18 protein-coding genes are annotated in these 18,354 nt (G+C 41.1%); 13 read left to right on the top strand and 5 right to left on the bottom strand.

Annotated elements, in window-relative coordinates; genetic code table 11:
- Nucleotides 1–315: 315 nt before the first annotated feature.
- The 4 genes from AA0Y26_RS18875 to AA0Y26_RS18860 all read left to right on the top strand — a co-directional run bounded on the left by AA0Y26_RS18875 (nt 316) and on the right by AA0Y26_RS18860 (nt 5,727).
- Nucleotides 316–2,058, top strand: coding sequence for an ABC transporter ATP-binding protein (locus AA0Y26_RS18875; RefSeq protein ID WP_413363569.1), 1,743 nt, complete (start codon nt 316–318; stop codon nt 2,056–2,058).
- Nucleotides 2,055–3,791, top strand: coding sequence for an ABC transporter ATP-binding protein (locus AA0Y26_RS18870; RefSeq protein ID WP_413363568.1), 1,737 nt, complete (start codon nt 2,055–2,057; stop codon nt 3,789–3,791). Before AA0Y26_RS18875 ends, AA0Y26_RS18870 begins: the two co-directional genes overlap by 4 nt.
- 36 nt (nt 3,792–3,827) lie before the next feature.
- Nucleotides 3,828–4,268, top strand: coding sequence for a GNAT family N-acetyltransferase (locus tag AA0Y26_RS18865; protein ID WP_413363567.1), 441 nt, complete (start codon nt 3,828–3,830; stop codon nt 4,266–4,268).
- Between the two features lie 196 nt (nt 4,269–4,464).
- Nucleotides 4,465–5,727 (top strand): MFS transporter, encoded by a 1,263-nt coding sequence (locus AA0Y26_RS18860; RefSeq protein ID WP_413363566.1) that lies wholly within the window; start codon nt 4,465–4,467, stop codon nt 5,725–5,727.
- A 16-nt stretch (nt 5,728–5,743) separates the two neighbouring features.
- Here AA0Y26_RS18860 and AA0Y26_RS18855 read toward each other — a convergent pair whose 3' ends face one another.
- Nucleotides 5,744–6,553 (bottom strand): undecaprenyl-diphosphate phosphatase, encoded by an 810-nt coding sequence (locus tag AA0Y26_RS18855; protein WP_413363565.1) that lies wholly within the window; start codon nt 6,551–6,553, stop codon nt 5,744–5,746.
- 18 nt (nt 6,554–6,571) lie between these two features.
- On the opposite strand from AA0Y26_RS18855, the gene AA0Y26_RS18850 reads away from it, so the two are divergent.
- Nucleotides 6,572–6,733 carry a hypothetical protein gene (locus tag AA0Y26_RS18850; RefSeq protein WP_413363564.1) on the top strand — a complete coding sequence of 54 codons (162 nt, stop codon included), beginning with the start codon at nt 6,572–6,574 and terminating at the stop codon, nt 6,731–6,733.
- Between the two features lie 207 nt (nt 6,734–6,940).
- On the opposite strand, the gene AA0Y26_RS18845 is transcribed toward AA0Y26_RS18850, so the two are convergent.
- From AA0Y26_RS18845 to AA0Y26_RS18835, 3 genes are all read right to left on the bottom strand, one after another.
- Nucleotides 6,941–8,269, bottom strand: a complete 1,329-nt coding sequence (locus tag AA0Y26_RS18845; RefSeq protein ID WP_413363563.1) for a hemolysin family protein — start codon at nt 8,267–8,269, stop codon at nt 6,941–6,943.
- Between the two features lie 36 nt (nt 8,270–8,305).
- Nucleotides 8,306–8,644, bottom strand: a complete 339-nt coding sequence (locus AA0Y26_RS18840) for a MerR family transcriptional regulator (RefSeq protein ID WP_413368317.1) — start codon at nt 8,642–8,644, stop codon at nt 8,306–8,308.
- 179 nt (nt 8,645–8,823) lie between these two features.
- A complete protein-coding gene (locus AA0Y26_RS18835) occupies nt 8,824–9,033 on the bottom strand; it encodes a YheE family protein (RefSeq protein ID WP_413363562.1) in 210 nt (69 codons plus the stop codon).
- Between the two features lie 120 nt (nt 9,034–9,153).
- Here AA0Y26_RS18835 and AA0Y26_RS18830 point away from each other — a divergent pair, with 120 nt between their 5' ends.
- The 8 genes from AA0Y26_RS18830 to AA0Y26_RS18795 all read left to right on the top strand — a co-directional run bounded on the left by AA0Y26_RS18830 (nt 9,154) and on the right by AA0Y26_RS18795 (nt 16,555).
- A complete protein-coding gene (locus AA0Y26_RS18830) occupies nt 9,154–10,299 on the top strand; it encodes a DUF445 domain-containing protein (RefSeq protein WP_413363561.1) in 1,146 nt (381 codons plus the stop codon).
- A gap of 23 nt (nt 10,300–10,322) precedes the next feature.
- Complete coding sequence (locus AA0Y26_RS18825; protein WP_413363560.1) at nt 10,323–10,667, top strand: YlbF family regulator; 345 nt, start codon at nt 10,323–10,325, stop codon at nt 10,665–10,667.
- Nucleotides 10,668–10,851: 184 nt separating this feature from the next.
- Nucleotides 10,852–12,354: a coproporphyrinogen III oxidase gene (locus AA0Y26_RS18820; protein ID WP_413368315.1), complete on the top strand. Its 1,503-nt coding sequence runs from the start codon at nt 10,852–10,854 to the stop codon at nt 12,352–12,354.
- Nucleotides 12,355–12,493: 139 nt separating this feature from the next.
- Nucleotides 12,494–13,693, top strand: coding sequence for an MBL fold metallo-hydrolase (locus AA0Y26_RS18815; RefSeq protein ID WP_413363559.1), 1,200 nt, complete (start codon nt 12,494–12,496; stop codon nt 13,691–13,693).
- Nucleotides 13,680–13,928 carry a DUF3006 domain-containing protein gene (locus tag AA0Y26_RS18810; protein WP_413363558.1) on the top strand — a complete coding sequence of 83 codons (249 nt, stop codon included), beginning with the start codon at nt 13,680–13,682 and terminating at the stop codon, nt 13,926–13,928. The genes AA0Y26_RS18815 and AA0Y26_RS18810 overlap by 14 nt, the downstream gene beginning before the upstream one ends.
- A gap of 141 nt (nt 13,929–14,069) precedes the next feature.
- Entirely contained in the window at nt 14,070–14,858 is a 789-nt protein-coding gene (locus tag AA0Y26_RS18805) for an HAD family hydrolase (RefSeq protein WP_413363557.1), read from the top strand.
- Between the two features lie 479 nt (nt 14,859–15,337).
- Nucleotides 15,338–15,673 (top strand): hypothetical protein, encoded by a 336-nt coding sequence (locus AA0Y26_RS18800; RefSeq protein ID WP_413363556.1) that lies wholly within the window; start codon nt 15,338–15,340, stop codon nt 15,671–15,673.
- Between the two features lie 57 nt (nt 15,674–15,730).
- A complete protein-coding gene (locus tag AA0Y26_RS18795) occupies nt 15,731–16,555 on the top strand; it encodes a hypothetical protein (RefSeq protein ID WP_413363555.1) in 825 nt (274 codons plus the stop codon).
- A 146-nt stretch (nt 16,556–16,701) separates the two neighbouring features.
- Here AA0Y26_RS18795 and serA read toward each other — a convergent pair whose 3' ends face one another.
- Nucleotides 16,702–18,324, bottom strand: coding sequence for a phosphoglycerate dehydrogenase (gene serA, locus AA0Y26_RS18790; RefSeq protein ID WP_413363554.1), 1,623 nt, complete (start codon nt 18,322–18,324; stop codon nt 16,702–16,704).
- Nucleotides 18,325–18,354: the final 30 nt, after the last annotated feature.

Genomic DNA, 18,354 nt, shown 5'->3' with positions numbered 1-18,354 from the left:
CTTTTCATTATTTGCTTGAAACGCGCATAAAAGAAGGAGTACAGGTGAGGTTTACCTGTACTTTTTTTAGGCACTTATCCTAAAAAGGGTAGGTGTTTTTTTGGTTGGAAAAATGATTTCCCACCCTATCTTCATCCAGCCATTGCTTCTTTAGGGAAGCGGATGTTTGGCGGGAAACCGTGCAGCTCAGGTCGGTGTGAGAAAAATTGAGGAGGAATTAAAATGAGAATTGTTAAGGCAACAAGAACGTTTTTTACAAAGGAATCGCTTGATAGCGGGTAGTGGAATCGAAGGAGAAGGAAGGAAAGAGGTCTTATGTTTGATGTACTGTTTAAATTAAAGTGGTTTTTCAAAGAGTATAAAAAGCAATACACAATAGCGATCGTGCTATTGATTTTGGCAAGTATCATTGAAGTGCTTCCGCCTTGGTTAGTCGGAGAAGCAATTGATGATATGACAAGCGGGGGCATGACAAATGGCCAGCTATGGATGTATGTCGGTGCTATTTTGCTCGCAGTGATATTAAGCTATACGATGGGCTATGTATGGCAGTATCAGTTGTTTGGCGGCGCAATCAAGCTTGACCGTATATTACGAAAAAGGTTAATGCACCAGTTTTTGAGAATGACGCCTACGTTTTATGAAAAGAACCGCACAGGCGATCTGATGGCGCGGGCAACGAATGACTTGAATGCCGTGTCGCTGACTGCTGGTTTTGGCGTCATGACACTTATTGATTCTACGGTCTATATGGGGGCCATTATTTGTGCTATGGGTATTTTCATTTCATGGAAGCTCACATTTTTCGCTATGCTGCCAATACCGATAATGGCGCTCATTATTCAATACCTAGGAAAAATTGTGCACGAGCGTTATATGATCGCACAGGAATCATTCGGGGAATTGAATGACAGCGTCCTTGAATCTGTAGCAGGAGTACGTGTCATCCGGGCGTACGTACAGGAAGCGAAGGATGAGCAGCGTTTTGCTGATATGAGTGAAGACGTGTATCAAAAGAATATGAAAGTGGCATTTATCAATGGTCTGTTTATGCCTATTACAAAAGTAGGAACAGCAATCTGTTATGTAGTGGCATTGGGGTATGGCGCTGTTCTCGTTTCCAACGGGGAACTGACAGTCGGCCAGCTTGTATCCTTTAATGTCTATCTGGGGCTTGCGGTTTGGCCGATGTTTGCTATCGGCGAATTGATTAACGTCATGCAGCAGGGCAGTGCCTCTCTAGATCGTGTACAGGAGACGCTTGACTACGAAGCAGACGTGCAAAACCCTGCTTCCCCTCAAAAAGTTGATACTCCACATGCAATCGGGTTTGATAGATTTACCTTCCAGTATCCACTGTCACAAGTAAAGAATTTACAGCAAATCTCCTTAAATCTGGAAAAGGGGCAGACACTTGGGATTGTCGGGAAAACAGGGGCTGGAAAGACAACATTCATCCGACAGCTTCTTATGGAATACCCGCTTGGGGAAGGCCAGATTGTCATTGGTGATGTGGATTTGGCAAAGCTGACGAAGGAACAAGTACTTGACTGGATTGGCTATGTACCCCAGGACCATGTGCTGTTTTCACGTACGATTCGCGAGAACATCAAGTTTGGTAAAGAGAATGCAACGGAAGAAGATATAGCAGAAGCAATCCGTCTTGCATATTTTGAAAAAGATTTAGAACATTTGCCGATGGGTTTGGAAACGCTTGTCGGTGAGAAGGGTGTATCCCTATCCGGTGGTCAAAAGCAGCGTGTGTCCATTGCACGTGCGCTTATTAAAAACCCGGAAATTTTAATTTTAGATGATTCTCTGTCAGCAGTCGATGCAAAAACAGAATCCAAAATCATTGAAAATATTCAGACAGAGCGGTCAGGAAAAACAACGATTATTTCGACGCATCGTCTCTCCGGTATCCAACATGCCGATGAAATCATTGTATTAGATGATGGGGTCATTATAGAGCGTGGTACGCATGAAGAGCTGATTGCTCTAGGTGGCTGGTATAAAGAACAATATGACCGCCAGCAGCTAGAGGAGGTGGACGCATGAGTACATCGAAAAGACTGTATCTTTACGCATTAAAATTTAAAAAGCCAATTTTAATTGGTCTGTTTTTATTAACGTTAGCTGTCCTGACTGATATTGCAGGTCCGTTCATTGCCAAATATATTATCGACCATTATATGGAACCGGGAAATCTAGAGGCAGAGCCGATTGCATGGCTTTTAGCTTTGTTCTTCCTATTAGCTGTTCTAACAGCGGTATTCCGTTATTTTATGTTTTTAAGCCTTCAGCGGGGAGCCAATCGTGTCGTTCAGCAGATGAGAAAGGATGTTTTTGGGCATATCCAGAAATTACCGGTACATTACTTTGATACTCTACCGGCGGGAAAAGTTGTTGCCCGTGTTACAAATGATACGGAAGCAGTAAGAAATCTTTATGTTACCGTTCTTTCTCAGTTTGCAACAAGTATTATTTCCATTGCAGGGGTTTATATTGCACTGTTTATCTTGAACTGGAAGATGGCATCATTTACGTTGATCCTCATCCCAATCGTATACATTTGGATGATTCTGTATCGTAAATATGCATCAGCCTACAATCATGTCATCCGGACAAAAATTGCCGATATTAACGCAATGATTAATGAATCCATCAATGGGATGACTATTATCCAGGCATTTCGCCGTGAGAATCAAATGAAAAAAGAGTTTGCAGAGATGAACGAGGAGCATTATGAATACAATCGTAAACTGCTTGTTTTAGATTCTGCGACAGCACACAATCTGGTGAATGTGATGCGTTTAATCATGTTTGCTGTATTCATCTTTTATTTTGGCACACAATCGATGACATTACCGGAAGCTGTATCTGCCGGTACGCTTTACGCATTCGTCGACTATATTACACGCTTGTTTAATCCAATTGTAAACATTGTCAACCAATTTTCTCAGCTGGAACGTTCCTTGGTGGCAGGTTCGCGTGTATTTGAGCTGCTGGAACAAGATGGTGAAGAGGTTAGTACAAAACGTGTGCCTCGTTATGAAGGAAATGTCGTATTCGAAAACGTATCATTTGCCTATAAAGGTGATGATTACGTACTGAAAAATTTAAATTTCGAAGCGAAAAAAGGAGAAACAGTAGCACTGGTCGGTCATACAGGCTCAGGGAAAAGCTCTATTATGAACTTACTGTTCCGCTTCTATGATCCTCAAAAGGGCCGAATAATGATTGATGGAACAGATCTGGCAAACCTTCCGCGACAGGCTGTACGTGATCATATGGGCATCGTTCTGCAAGATCCTTACTTATTTACAGGCACCATTGCCTCTAACGTTAGCCTGAATGATGAGCGGATTACGCGTGAAACAGTGGAGCAGGCATTAACAGCTGTCGGTGGAGAGCGTGTATTGAAGAACTTGGAAAAGGGTCTAGATGAGCCTGTAATTGAAAAAGGAAGCACACTTTCTTCGGGACAGCGTCAATTAATTTCTTTTGCACGGGCATTGGCATTCGATCCGGCCATTCTTATTTTGGATGAGGCGACTTCCAATATTGATTCGGAAACTGAAGAAATTATCCAGCATGCGATGGAAGTATTGAAGGAAGGCCGGACGACATTCATTATTGCTCACCGTTTATCGACGATTAAAAATGCTGATAAAATTTTAGTCTTAGATCGCGGTGAGATTGTGGAGTTCGGGACTCATGATGAACTAATCGCTTTAGGAGGACGTTATGAAACAATGTACCGTCTGCAAGCGAAGTCATTGCATACGTAATTGGATGGGCTGCCCGTAAGGAAGAGGTGAACCCGAATGAGATTGGTGGAAGTGACAGAACAAAATTGGCTTAAGGTAGTTTTCTTATCAACCAGCGGGAAAATGCCGGCAATTTGTGAGGAATTTGTCGCTTCAAATGCGTTGTCACTTGTGCAAGCGCAATTTGAGCCTTATTGGGTGACGAAAGCCATTGAGGTGGAAGAAACATTAGTAGGATTCGCCATGTACGGCTTTATTCCTGATGAACAGCAGTATATGATCTGCCGTTTAATGATTGATCATAAGTTCCAGCGGAGAGGCTATGGAAGAAAAGCGATGGAGCTGATCATCGCTGAATTGCAGAAAAACGAAGATTGCCATGCCATTTATTTGTCTACAGAGCCGCATAACCATGCAGCGAAAAAGCTTTATGAAAGTCTAGGCTTCCGTAGTACAAATCGGTTGATCGATGGGGAAGAAGAGTTTGTTTATAGGTAGCATCTAAGTATAGAAAAACCAATAAAAACAGGGAGAGAAAAATGTTCCATTTTTCTCTCCCTGTTTTACTATGTTTTATTTTAAAATCGCAAAGATATATGAAAATTTCAGAAAAGTTTTATTTCGTATTGCGAAATTTATGGAAACATCGTATTATTTAGGGAACCGAAATAAAAGGAATGTGGAGTGCGTTTCCATGAAAAAGTGGCTTCAACAAGTAAAATCCTATAACAAAAATATCCGTACATTTATTATCGCCAATATTCTCATTCAGATTGGAATGGGTGTTTTTAGTGTTATGTACAATTTGTATATCCGTGAGCTTGGCCTGCCAGAAGCAGTGAATGGGAGCGTCATCTCTGTAACTTCTCTAGCGACCGCTATCATGCTTGTACCAGCAGGGATTTTAAGCGATAAGTTTGGCCGTAAGTGGATTTTAATAACCGGAACAGCTTTGACTGCCATTATGCTATTGGGAAGGAGCATTGTGACAGCTGAGCAGCCGATGTTGGTACTGGGGTTTGCGACGGGGGTTGTTTGGGCGTTAACTCAAGTATCGGGAGTCCCTTTCTTGGCTGAAAACTCCAGACCCTCTGAACGTATGCAGCTCTTCAGTATTCATTTTGCACTTGTAACAGTGGCAAACGTAGTAGGAAGCCTGCTTGGAGGGATCATTGCGGACTTGGCACTTATGTTAGGCGCAGGCGATGTTGCAAGCATCCAAATTTCTTTACTGACAGGCGTATTGTGTTTCGTAGCAGGCTTGCTGCCTCTATTTTCTTTGAAGCCTATTAAAATAGAAGAAACAGAAGAAGAAGGGAAGGAGCAGGAGGAAGAGGTTCAGACGGTGGCAGATTTCAAAGTAAATTTAAAGGTCATCATCCTCTTTAGTATTGCTAACTTATTAATTGGTACCGGATCTGGTCTTGTTATTCCGTATCTTAATTTATATTTTGCCAACCGATTTGATGCAACGAATTCGTATATCGGATTTATCCTGGCACTTGGTTCAGCAATGACTGCCGTTGCTATGCTAATAGGGCCTCGCCTCGTAAAACGGGTAGGGAAGGTAAGAGCACTGGTCATTTTCCAGATTGCCTCCATTCCATTTTTATTTTTGACAGCCTATACGGGCTCCTTATTTTTAGCAAGCGTAGGATTTTTACTAAGACAGGCATTGATGAATGCAGGAAATCCGATTCAGAGTGCCATTGCCATGGATGTCGTGCATGATAAATACAAAGGGCTGGCCAACTCGGTTAATCAGATGGTATTTAATATTGGCTGGGCGACAATGGGACTGCCGGCAGCATGGCTAGTGACGGAATTCGGAACCTATTGGGGCTATGCATATGCCTTTTCTATTACTGGAGGCCTTTATTTAATAGCTTCCACGTATTTTTACATGATGTTTGGCCGCAGATATATAAAAACAAAAAGACTTGCCTCTACAGCATAGAGCAAGTCTTTTTCCTTTAGTAAAAGATCAGGAGCAGGGCGCCTACAATAAAGCAATAATACGTAAAGTAAATCAATTTCCCGTGCTTCATAATCCCCATGAACCATTTCATAGCAAAATAGGTCATGAATACAGTCGCAATAAATGTGACGGCATATGGAAGAGCTAGTTCAGCTTTATTTGGTTCATTGACGAAATCGGAAATTCCTAAGACGACACTTCCTAGGCTGACAGGGATGTAGAGCATAAAGGAATAGCGAAGGGCTGTTTCTTGTTTCATTCCTACAGCAATCGCTGAAATGATTGTAGCACCGGAGCGGCTGATTCCCGGTGTGAGGGCAACTGCTTGCCCAAGTCCCACAAGAAAAGCATCCTTAACGGTGATGTCCGCATCGCTTTTTTTACCGCGCATATTGCGAATCAGCCATATTGCCGTTCCTGTTACAAATAACATAATCGCAATTGTTGTCATACTGACATTTTCAGCGATGACATCGCTCAATAAAATACCTAGAACTCCAGCGGGAATCGAACCGACGATGATCAAAAGGACAAAGCGAAAGTCAGCAGCGTATCTGCTGTTTCTCGTCTGTATATAACGAAGGGAGTTTACTATCAGCCTGATAATATCTTCCCGATAAATGAATAATACAGCAAGTAAAGACGCGGTATTTGTTAAGATAGCAAAAGTAAATCCTTGCTCGCCAAGACCAAGAATTTCAGAGGCAATCATTACATGCCCGCTGGATGATACAGGGATTGGTTCGGTGACACCTTGTACAATTCCAATAATGAAGTGTTTAATTAACAAAATAAAATCTTCCATACAAAGCTCCTTTAACATATGTATAGTAAAACAAACTGCTGGCATGACTTCTTCATAAAAGTTACTTATGAGCAGATGAAACAAAAGAAAAATGGATTCTATCCAATTTCTATCAAGCACTTATTCACAGTGTATTATGCGGGGATGGAGAATTTGACTAAAGCAGAGGAATCAATTTAAGTTAGCAGACAGTCCCTTGTTGTACAGGTTTCAGGATAGTCTTTACGGCCCTTCATAAAGGACGTTTTTCTGTGTAAAGAGTTGCAGTTTTTTTAGTTGAGTAGGATAAGTGGATTTTGTTCGGATATTTTACCATACTTTTAAGGGCTGCTGATCAAGCAGATAGAACTAATGAAAAAGGCGGGCAATTTTGCCCGCCTTTTGCTGTTATTCGGCTATTGCCTGTGGTATAGGAGCCGCTTCTTTCTTTACTTCAAGATATTGAATCTGATGGCCGTCCTTTTCCTTGATGGAAAATTTGTACCCTTCATGATAGAGGGATTTTTCCATATCCAGATCTACATCATTTGTAAAGTACCAGCCGCCGATCGTATCAACGTCTGAGTGTTCTAGTTCGATATATAAAAGCTTTGCTACATCATCAAGAAGAACTTTTGAATGAAGGATGTAGTGGTCTTCACTCACACGGCGAATTTCTGGGATTTCATCATCATCAAATTCATCGCGGATTTCACCGACAAGTTCCTCTAAGATATCCTCGACCGTTACCATACCACTTGTACCGCCATATTCATCAAGCAGAATAGCGATATGAATACGCTCTTTTTGCATTTTTTGGAGTAAATCATGAATCGGTGTTGTTTCGAGGGCACGAACAACCGGATTGATAAAGTCCTCTAATTTGAATGATTCGGGACGGATCCGGTTTTTCATTCCTAATGTCAGGAAGTCCTTAATATTTAGGAAGCCTAGAATGTTATCGCGGTCTCCTTCATAAATAGGGTAACGTGTATATCGTTCCTCCGACACTTGTGTAAGTACTTCCTCGAATGTTGCGTTCACTTCAAACCCAACGATATCCGTTCGCGGCACCATAATTTCACGCGCAATTTTATCATCAAATTCAAATACATTGTTTACATATTTCAATTCGTTCATATTAATTTCGCCTGATTTATAACTTTCGGAAAGAAGGAGACGAAGTTCTTCTTCTGTATGGGATAGTTCGTGCTCGCTCGCCGGCTTCATACCAAATAGGCCGACAAGAAGACGAGCCGAACCATTCAGGAACCAAATGAACGGATAAAGAATTTTATAGAAAATCATAATTGGCTTGGCAAAAGCAAGTGTAACTGCTTCCGCTTTTTGAATAGCGACAGTTTTCGGAGCCAGCTCCCCAACAACTACGTGCAGGAATGTGGCGATGACGAATGCTGCACCGATTGTAAACCAGTGGATGTAATCAGTTGGAATCCCTACTGATTCAAATAAAGGGTGCAGAATGAATTCGAACGTCGATTCCCCGACCATACCTATACCAAGGGCTGTCACGGTAATACCTAGCTGGCAGGCAGATAAGTACTCGTCAAGATGCGTTGTCACATTCTTGGCAGAAAGCGCTCCTGCTGTTCCCTCTGCTACAAGCTGGTCGATCCGGGATTGGCGTACTTTTACGATGGCGAATTCCGTCGCTACGAAAAAGGCCGTTAATGCCAATAAAATGATGAAAATCGTTAAGTTAATTGCGGTGGACAATTAGTCGTTCTACTCACGAAGTAGAACGTTCACCTCCTAGTTATTTAAAAGTAATAATAGAGACTGCATGAGTGCCACACTTTCAGGTGACACTTTTTTTCGTATCTTTTGCTTTTCCTTTTCGTCAAGCTGATCCATAAGCTTTGCAACATCGTGTTCCAGTTTTTTCATCTGTAGACGAATTTCCTGAACATCAACCTCTTCAGCAATAGGTTCTTCGACACTCAGCATTCTACGAATCTCTTCCAGGCATTTACCCTGAGTTTTTTGCTCTTCAATCCAATGAATCCGTTCCATCATTGCGCGGTCGTAATAGCGATAATTTGATGCTGAACGTTCAACTTGCAATAAGCCGAGATTCGTATAATAATCGATTGTTCGTTTTGTTACGCCTGTTTGCGCAGCCAGTTCACCTATTTTTAATTTCTCGTTCCCAAATTATCACCCCAAACCATCACGTTATAGTTCTAATTATAATGTAATATAAGCATTTTGTCGACTTTTTGAGCTGTACGCAAAAGAAGGACAAGTACAGAACCTGCCCTTACTTATCCTCAATCATATACGTGGAATAGCATTAACTCATGAATCATTTTTTCAACACTTTCCCGCTCTTCAGGCAATGGTGCCTCTCCGATATATTGAATACCGCCATCTTTTCTATATTCGGCTTGATAACGCTTTTGTTTATAGAAAAATGATAGTATCCAACCTGGAAGTTGTGTATTTTCATATAAAGGTTTATAACTAAAATGTTGAATCATGGAACTTCCCTCCCTGTTCAATCGTACTTGATAAAGGGGCCCTATGCAATTGCCAAACAGCTTATAATTCCTATTTCGGTGGTATAATAAAAAAAGTTGAAAAGGAAATGAGAGGATTCAATGGATAATTTATTTGTTTTAATCTTGTTTTTAGCGGGTGTCGGAGGAATCGTTGGAGCAGCGACAAATTATATGGCTATTAAAATGCTCTTTCGCCCCTACAAGCCTATTTATTTTATGAAATGGCGACTGCCGTTAACACCTGGACTTATTCCAAAACGCCGGGATATGCTGGCGGTTCAGCTTGGTAAAACAGTAACGGAGTATTTACTAACACCGGCCACTATTCGAAAGAAATTTTTATCAGATGAAGTGCGCAGGAACGTTCTGCAGTTTGCGCAGCAGAAAGTTGAGCAGGAAATCTTTTTAAACGATAAAACATTAAAAGACTGGCTTGAGCTGGCTGGGTTCGGTCATCTTCCTGCAACAGTGGAGGGGAAGGTAGATGTTATCATCTACAGCCAGTTTGAAAATATGAAGAATGTGCTCTCTGCAAAGAAGATTCATGAGCTGCTTCCAGAGGACTTAGAACCGGTACTGGACCGCAAAATTCCGGAAGCGGTTGAGCAGATTCTTCAAAAGGGAGAAGATTACTTCTTATCACCAGAAGGGTATATGACCATCCGTAATATGCTCGATGACTTTTTATCGTCAAAAGGTTCAATTGGTGGTATGATTCAAATGTTCGTTGGCGATTCCTCTTCTCTGGTAGAAAAGGTACAGCGAGAGCTGGTGAAATTTTTACAGGCTCCGGGGACAAGCGCCCTTCTGAATCGGATTTTCATAGCAGAGTGGGAGAAAATAAAGGAACGCCCTGCAATGGATTTTATGAAGGATGTCAATTTCGACAGCATAGCAGCCAATATTCAGGAATATGCTAAACGAGAATTAGCGTTAGATGAACGTTTGGACAAAAGAATTCAAGATTATTGGCCGCAGGGAAATGACTGGGCAAAACATGAGCTGCTTCCAAAACTACTGGATAAGGTATTTATAGAAGCAGAAAATAAAATTGAAGATGTACTGCAGCGTCTAAACTTAGCAGAAGTAGTCCGTGAGCAAGTGGATTCTTTCCCAACAGCTAAATTAGAGGAGCTTGTTTTAGGTATTATTAGTAAAGAGCTTCGACTAATTACATGGCTCGGTGGGATTATCGGTGGGTTAGTCGGTATTGTGCAAGCCTTCATTGTGTTCTTTACAAACTAATTAAAAAGAGAGTAGGCATACAGATGATCAATATTTATGATGACATTAATAAACTGGAAGCTACCTTCCGCAAGACACAGGAATTCAAGGCATTGCAAGAGTCAGTCGAGGAAGTTCGTGCTGACGAGGAAGCGCGTGTATTATTTACGAATTTCCGTGATATTCAAATGAAGCTGCAGCAGAAGCAGGCAGCTGGTGAAGAACTTCAAGAAGATGAATATGTCTACTTACAAAAAGCAGCACAGCTTGCACAGCAAAATCCAAAGATTTTAGCAATGCTTGAAGCAGAAATGGCGATGAGCACTGTTTTAGAAGAAGTAAACCGCATTTTAGTTCAGCCGATTCAATCATTATATGACGGGCTATAAGAGCCTATGAGAGACCGTACCGATCGTACGGTCTTTTTTATGTACTGCCGGCATTGAGTCTGGAAAAATTAAATGCTTGAATCATTCATGACTGTAGTGTAGGCTGTTTTTTGTTACAATAGGTAAGGTATTTTGAATGGTAGAATGAATGAAATAGATGAATTTAACGAAAGTAGAGAAGATAATGAAGACGATACACATTACTGAACAATTTAAAGATGATTGGAACCGTGTACTGAATCATATTGCGAACCTTTTTTATGAGGATTCTGTAATTCGGTTCACAAAAGATGGTTCTGATATGTCGATTTCTTTTACACATGCAATAGATGAACACTTCACCATTACAACGACAGCAAAACTGATCGTGGATGGACAGGAGTATACAAGCCATTATTCGATTGGCTATGCAACAGAAGGGACAGAAAAAGAGCGCAGCATTCGTATGAAACGCGCACTTTCCCATGTCATGCTGGATGTATTGGAGCAATATACAGGGATGACGCAGCAATGGGGAATCCTAACGGGAGTACGCCCGACAAAGCTGTATCATAAATACAGAAAAGCCGGGCTTCCAGAGGAGGAAATATTCGAGGTCCTTAAAAAGGATTTCCGGCTATCCGATGCAAAAATTGATTTGATGAAGGAGATTGCAGCGCGCCAGCTGCAGGTCATTCCTGATTTAGATGAGATTGGGAAAGAGATCTCCATCTATATTGGTGTTCCTTTCTGTCCAACAATGTGTGCGTACTGTACGTTCCCTGCGTATGCCATCCAGTCCAACCGGAAGGCGGGCCGTGTAGAAAAATTCATCGATGGCCTGCATATTGAGCTGCGCGAAATGGGTAAATGGCTAACAGAAAAAAATATGCGCATCACGTCTATTTATTGGGGCGGGGGTACACCGACTTCCATAGAGGCAGAAGAGATGGATGCACTTTATCAAACCATGTTTGATTCGTTTCCGAACAAGGAATCCATTCGTGAAATTACAGTAGAGGCAGGCCGACCTGATACAATTACGCCTGAAAAGATTGAAGTGCTGAAGAAGTGGGGAATCGACCGTATTTCCGTAAACCCGCAGTCATATACGCAGGAGACATTGAAGGCAATTGGGCGCCACCATACTGTCCAAGAAACAATCGATAAGTTCTGGCTATCACGCAACATGGGGATGAACAATATCAATATGGATTTAATTATTGGCCTGCCGAATGAAGGTATTGAGGAGTTCCGGCATTCACTGGAAGAATCCGCAAAAATGCAGCCAGAATCATTGACAGTTCATACATTGAGCTTTAAGCGTGCTTCGGAAATGACGCGTAATAAAGATAAATATAAAGTGGCAGATCGTGATACAGTGGCAGAAATGATGCAGATGGCAAGCAACTGGACAAAGGAAAACGGCTATGTACCTTATTATTTGTACCGCCAGAAAAACATTTTAGGGAATCTTGAAAATGTAGGATATTGCAAGCCTGGAGAAGAATCGATTTATAATATTGTGATCATGGAGGAAGTGCAGACGATTTTAGGAATCGGCTGTGGGGCTTCATCAAAATTTGTCCATCCTGAAACAGGAAAGATTACGCAATTCCATAACCCGAAAGATCCTGCCGCTTATATCATGACTTTTGAAGAGGCAATCAAGAAGAAAATTGATATTTTAAATGAATTATACTCGTAAGAAGCCTTTGGTATTTCTCTAGTTTTTTTACTTAGAGAGAATGCTCGGTTTTGTTAAAGGGGGCGGCAGCTTTGCCGCTCCCTTAAAAGTAACTGGCTAACGTACTAGTGCGCGTAGTCAAGAAAAAAGGATTTGTAATATGAAGAAAATAATGATACTGCTACTGATGTTCCTGCTTGTAGGTTGCACAGATGTAACGAAGCCTATAGAGAATGAATCCGTTGTTCCAACAGCACAGTCCGGGAAAGATATGTTAGTTCACTTTATAAATGTAGGGCAGGGAGACGCTATCTTGATCCAGGCGCCGAATGGCAAAACAATGCTGATTGATGGAGGGGTGAAAGGAGAAGGTTCAAATGTTGTTTCCTACCTTCGAGAGCAGGGAGTCAAGCAGCTTGACTATGTAGTAGCGACTCATCCGGATGCTGATCATATTGGCGGCTTGATTTCGGTATTGAACTCTGTTTCCATCAAACATTTCCTTGATTCGGGAAAAGTGCATACCTCTCAAACTTATGAGGAAATGATCTCATTGATTTCCGCAAAGAATATTCCTTACATTGTTCCGAAGACAGGGGATAACGTGAAGCTGGATGATACACTTGATATTACCGTACTAAATGCAGATGAAGATGCGTCTGACAATAATGAGGCGTCAATTGTGCTGAAAGTGGTATATAATAATGTATCCTTCTTGTTGACAGGGGATGCGGGAATTGATGTAGAGAAAGAAATGATGGCCTCCCAGGATGTACATGCTACGGTCTTGAAGGCAGGGCATCATGGTTCCAACACGAGCAGTTCTCCTGCATTTATAAATGCTGTTGACCCGGAAGTATCCATTTTAAGTTATGGACAGGATAATAAATACGGACATCCTCATTTTGAAGTAGTAGAAAGTCTGCAGGCAGCAGGCAGTAAAATTTATGGAACAGCTGAATCTGGCCATATTGTTATTACTACTGATGGGCAAAGCTATTCGGTCAATGCAGGTGAATGGACAGGGGTAGGTGCAACAAGCTCGATTCCGGCAGCACCAAAAGGCAAAATAGAAATTATCAGTAAGGATTTGGAAGCAGAATTAGTAAGTATTAAAAACAATAGCACCAAATCAGTCAATCTTGCTGGATGGCAGTTAGTTTCGGTAGAAGGAAACCAGGTATATGAATTCCCGGATGTGACCTTACAGCCAGGTGAAACGGTCATAATTGCGAGTGGACCGGACGCCGTAGAATCAGAAGGAGTACTGAAATGGACGAGCCGGCAGATTTGGCTGAATTCCGGGGATGCGGCAAAACTACAGAACGTAAAAGGAGAGGTTGTCAGTGAGCTCGAATAACTATACCCTCGACCGTTTTGAGGCGGATTATGCTATCTTTTTAAAGCGGCCTAATGAAACAGAACAATTAATCATTCACAAGGAAGATATCCATGTACCTGTAAAGCAGGGTGATATCGTAAGTATTCTTGATGATGGAGAAAACTATGAAATCAAAGTGCTGGCAGAAGAAACAAAAGCCGCCGAGGAACGGATAAAAGATTTAATGAGCCGGCTTAGACAAAAACAACAGTAAAATAAACCCGTAAATGGTAGAGGTCAATCTAGCGTTTACGGGTGTTTTTATATAGAAAATTGTTCATAAATCATCGGAATTTTATGACTTTAATATGCTAAAATGAAAGGTAGATATATTGATGATGTAGGAGCGAAACAGATGACAATAAAAACGATAATTTTTGATCTTGATGATACATTACTTTGGGATCAAAAATCAGTGAAAACAGCATTCGAAAAAACGTGTAGCTATGCGGCAGCAAAATATGAAGTAGCACCGGATGAGCTGGAAAAGGCTGTGAGACAGGAAGCCCGCACGCTTTATGAAGGTTATGAAACGTATGATTATACTGTGCTGATTGGTATTAATCCATTTGAAGGGCTTTGGGGTGTATTTGATGACCCAACGCCAGAGTTTCAGAAAATGAAAGAAATAGTAGCAGGGTACCGTACAGAAGCATGGACAAACGGGCTTAAGAAGTTTGGAATTCAGGACCCGGAGTTTGGGTATGAGCTGGGAGAGCGTTTTGTGGAAGAGCGTAAGGCAGCGCCGTTTTTATATGATGATACCTTTACAGTACTGGATGAACTAAAGGATCACTATCAATTAGTGCTTCTGACAAATGGATCACCAAGCCTGCAAAATTTGAAGCTTGAAATTACGCCAGAGATTGCTCCCTATTTTGATCAGATTGTGATTTCAGGCGATTTTGGTAAAGGAAAGCCAGACGCTTCTATTTTTGCTTCTGTGCTGGAACAAAACAATTTGAAACCAGAAGATGCGATAATGGTAGGCGACAATTTGATGACAGATATTTTAGGCTCGTCACGTGTCGGTATGCGCAATGTCTGGATTAATCGTGAAAATAAACCTCATAACCCGGATGTCACACCTACATATGAAGTGACTTCATTGACAGAGTTTTTAACGTTATTAAAAGAGCTTTAACAGGGGGGTTTTTCAGCTGTGCGCTGTAATAGGGAATAATGAAAATAGACACAGTATGATGAAAAAGCCGTTTGATTAGGAGAACTAAAAAGAGTGAAGACAAAGTCATTTTTGGCTTTGTCTTCACTTTGTTTAGATGTTTTTATATCTAGGTAATCAATCGGATACTTGCCAAGCGGGTACTAGGGAAATAGAGCCGTTAAAGAAAATTTAAAATATATTCTTTCTATTTATTATGAATAATTACAGTGATATAAAGAATAGTATAAAAGGGAGCAGGATCTTTTTATATTCTGCTATTTTCCAGCCAGCAATCTTCTTTTTAGCTCTTTCACTCAACGTTTCCTGTTTCTTTCAGCGGTGAGGTGAAACGGCGGATTCATATCATAGAGTTACTCCTCCGTTATTCTTGCAAATACGTGAATAGTCTGACTATTCATGGTATACTTGATTGAATAAAGGGTGAAAGGAGTTTGCTCATGAATATACCATGTGAAAATTGCAGACGCCTGGAGATAGAAACAGCCACTCTAACAATTGAGGGACATGCTGCAAATCTCTGTATAACATGTCAGCATGTATTGGCACAGAACAAAGAGCGATTTTTTCAACTTGTGCGTTCTAAAAGAAAGTCTGAATCTAATGATGAAATGAAGAAAAAGCATACAATGTTATCCGCCTTGCTGGTTACAGGTATGGCAGGGATTGCATTAGTCATAGGAATTGGAACAGCTGAAAGTATGGGGATATTTACTGAGGTCCAGTTCATTAGTCAAACTGAATACTTATCATTTGCATTGCTTAAACAGCTATAGTGATTTGACGCCCGCATGATACTTGTGGGCGTTTTTATATGAAATGAGGGGAGACATATGAGAAGAACAATCGAGGGAGAATGTTTTAGCTGCCATGACAAGATGCCGATGAATTTTATGCCGCGTGCAGTGGTGAACGGAAAGGATGTCCTTTTATGCAGGAGCTGTAATTATCATTTTGAAAACGGTGGTCATACACCGCAGCCTATTATCTTTCCTGCAACATCTATCCATTGTGATCAATGCAAGAGACTTTATACGAAGGTAGATATTTACCAAGTAAATGATATGAGACTTTGCCTGTTATGCGAATCGATGATTACAAGGACTCATAAGCCCGCTGCTACTGCTGCTAGCGGTGCGCGCTTATCCTTTTCCTGGAGAACCGGCATTGTGGTTGCTGTATTGCTGCTAAGTATAATTGGAGTGACAAAAGGAGAAGAGTTTTTTGACCCGATGTTTACATCGCAGCAAGAGGTGAGTGAATACGTCCAAACAGTGACGAATCCATTAAATGAATTGAACAATCAATTGATGGAGGAGTTAGGGATTGCAGGGGGAACGATTGAGCAGGAGAAAGCAGTTGATTATAAGGAGAAATTGAATCATCTTTCCTTGCAGGCAGTGAGCAAAGAAGAAGAGTTACTGGAGTTGGCAGAGGGAGAAAAACATAAAATTGAGATTTTAGAAAAAATGATCAGCACTTCTCAAATACCTGATGCGAAAAAGCGGGTCATAGATATAGAATCATTAGTAAGTGAGCTGCAGAGCGCCCACGAACAGGGAAATGAGATCTTGACAGGTCTATTTGATAAAAAAGAAATAAAATATAATAAGAAAGAAGGAGAATTAATGCACGTTTATTATATAGGGGGGAAGTAGCGTAGAATTTCTATATGTTATCTTGAAATAAACAGAGCTCTCCAGAAAGTCGAAACTTTCCAGGGAGCTCTGTTTTTCTTGATAAATATTTACTTCAAACGTATTGCTTCTGGAGAGAGCAAGTACTCTTATTCCTTGTTGAAAGATTAAAGTGTAATTGACTTTACTTCATCGATATTTTCAAGCTGGCCCACGTAGACCAGATCTTCTTCTGTTACTTCATTGTCTACTGCAAGCATCATGACAGCAGAACCGCCAATATCGTTACGGCCAACTTGCATCGTCGCGATGTTGATATCCTTTTCAGCTAATTTCGTAGCTACGCGGCCGATTGCACCTGGCTTATCCGTATTTTTAATATAAAGAAGATTGCCTTGCGGAATAACATCGACTACGAAACCTTCCACTTTTACGATCCGTGCACCAAGACCGTTTAGAAGTGTGCCAGCGACTACATGTGTTTCTGTTTCTGTTTTCACTTCTACAGTAACTAAATTCGTGAAGCCTTTTGCTGTTGTTGTTTTATGTTCATTAATTTTAATGCCTACACGTTCAGCTAGGTAACGGGCATTTACATCATTTACATGTGTGCCGTGATTTGTTGATAATAATCCTTTGATTGTGTTGGCAGTCAATGGGCGAACATCATAGTTTGCAACTTCACCAGCATAAGAAATATTTAATTCTTTTACTGTACCTTCTGATACTTGGATAAGGAACTTTCCAAGCTTTTCAGCTAGTGCAAAGAATGGCTCTACTTCAGCAAGCTTTTCCTTAGGAATAGAAGGCATATTGACAGGGTTTGTTACTGTGCCTGTTTTAAAGAATTTAATAATGTCGTTTGATACATCTACCGCTACAGATTCCTGAGCTTCTACAGTTGAAGCGCCAAGGTGAGGTGTTGCGATTACTTGCGGCAGCGTAAGTAGTTTGTGATCTGTTGCAGGCTCTTCTACGAATACGTCAAGGGCAGCACCGGCCACTTTTCCTTGTACGATTGCATCATACAGATCATCTTCATTGATAATTCCGCCGCGTGCACAGTTAATAATTCTTACGCCGTCTTTCATCATTGCGAATTTCTCTTTGTTAATCAGGTTACGTGTTTCTGGCAGAAGAGGTGTATGCACAGTAATAAACTCCGCTTGTGCACAGATTTCTTCTACTGTAGCTTTTGTTACACCAAGCTCTGCAGCACGTTCCTCAGATAGGAATGGGTCATATGCCATAACATTCATACGAGAGCCTTTCGCACGGTAAGCTACTTCAGCACCGATACGTCCAAATCCGACTACACCTAATGTTTTGTTTTTTAACTCTACACCAACATAAGATTTGCGGTCCCATTTGCCATTCTTTAATGTGTTGAATGCTTGTGGAATGTGACGGGCTAATGATGTCATCATCGCTACAGTGTGCTCAGCGGCAGAGTTTGTGTTGCCGTCTGGCGCGTTCACTACGATAATCCCATGCTCTGTTGCTGCAGTTAAATCGATGTTATCGACGCCTACTCCGGCACGTCCGATTAATTTCAACTTTTTAGCAGACTCGATAATTTCGCGTGTTACTGTTGTTTGAGAACGTACTAATAACACTTCCACATCTGCAATTTTTTCTTTTAATTGCTCCGGTGTTAAACCAGTGTCGATGATGACATTTAAGTCTAATTCATTTTCCAGGCGAAGCGGCTGGATCCCATCCTCGCTTAGTGGGTCTGCGATGAATACGTTAATCGTTTTTGTTGCTTTCTCAATTGTTTCTGTTGCCATTTGATTATTTCGCTCCTTTTGAATATAAAA

Source organism: Lysinibacillus canaveralius (genome assembly GCF_047301505.1).
GTDB lineage: Bacteria > Bacillota > Bacilli > Bacillales_A > Planococcaceae > Lysinibacillus_B.
This window is presented reverse-complemented; position numbering and strand designations above follow the sequence as displayed.

What these genes read in the sequence shown, in the direction of transcription:
- AA0Y26_RS18860 (WP_413363566.1), top strand. Translation starts at nt 4,465, where the DNA reads ATGAAAAAGTGGCTTCAACAAGTAAAATCCTATAACAAAAATATCCGT.
- AA0Y26_RS18875 (WP_413363569.1), top strand. Translation starts at nt 316, where the DNA reads ATGTTTGATGTACTGTTTAAATTAAAGTGGTTTTTCAAAGAGTATAAA.
- AA0Y26_RS18805 (WP_413363557.1), top strand. Translation starts at nt 14,070, where the DNA reads ATGACAATAAAAACGATAATTTTTGATCTTGATGATACATTACTTTGG.
- AA0Y26_RS18830 (WP_413363561.1), top strand. Translation starts at nt 9,154, where the DNA reads ATGGATAATTTATTTGTTTTAATCTTGTTTTTAGCGGGTGTCGGAGGA.
- AA0Y26_RS18815 (WP_413363559.1), top strand. Translation starts at nt 12,494, where the DNA reads ATGAAGAAAATAATGATACTGCTACTGATGTTCCTGCTTGTAGGTTGC.
- AA0Y26_RS18795 (WP_413363555.1), top strand. Translation starts at nt 15,731, where the DNA reads ATGAGAAGAACAATCGAGGGAGAATGTTTTAGCTGCCATGACAAGATG.
- serA (WP_413363554.1), bottom strand. Translation starts at nt 18,324, where the DNA reads ATGGCAACAGAAACAATTGAGAAAGCAACAAAAACGATTAACGTATTC.
- AA0Y26_RS18870 (WP_413363568.1), top strand. Translation starts at nt 2,055, where the DNA reads ATGAGTACATCGAAAAGACTGTATCTTTACGCATTAAAATTTAAAAAG.
- AA0Y26_RS18855 (WP_413363565.1), bottom strand. Translation starts at nt 6,553, where the DNA reads ATGGAAGATTTTATTTTGTTAATTAAACACTTCATTATTGGAATTGTA.
- AA0Y26_RS18835 (WP_413363562.1), bottom strand. Translation starts at nt 9,033, where the DNA reads ATGATTCAACATTTTAGTTATAAACCTTTATATGAAAATACACAACTT.
- AA0Y26_RS18825 (WP_413363560.1), top strand. Translation starts at nt 10,323, where the DNA reads ATGATCAATATTTATGATGACATTAATAAACTGGAAGCTACCTTCCGC.
- AA0Y26_RS18800 (WP_413363556.1), top strand. Translation starts at nt 15,338, where the DNA reads ATGAATATACCATGTGAAAATTGCAGACGCCTGGAGATAGAAACAGCC.
- AA0Y26_RS18865 (WP_413363567.1), top strand. Translation starts at nt 3,828, where the DNA reads ATGAGATTGGTGGAAGTGACAGAACAAAATTGGCTTAAGGTAGTTTTC.
- AA0Y26_RS18850 (WP_413363564.1), top strand. Translation starts at nt 6,572, where the DNA reads ATGTATAGTAAAACAAACTGCTGGCATGACTTCTTCATAAAAGTTACT.
- AA0Y26_RS18820 (WP_413368315.1), top strand. Translation starts at nt 10,852, where the DNA reads ATGAAGACGATACACATTACTGAACAATTTAAAGATGATTGGAACCGT.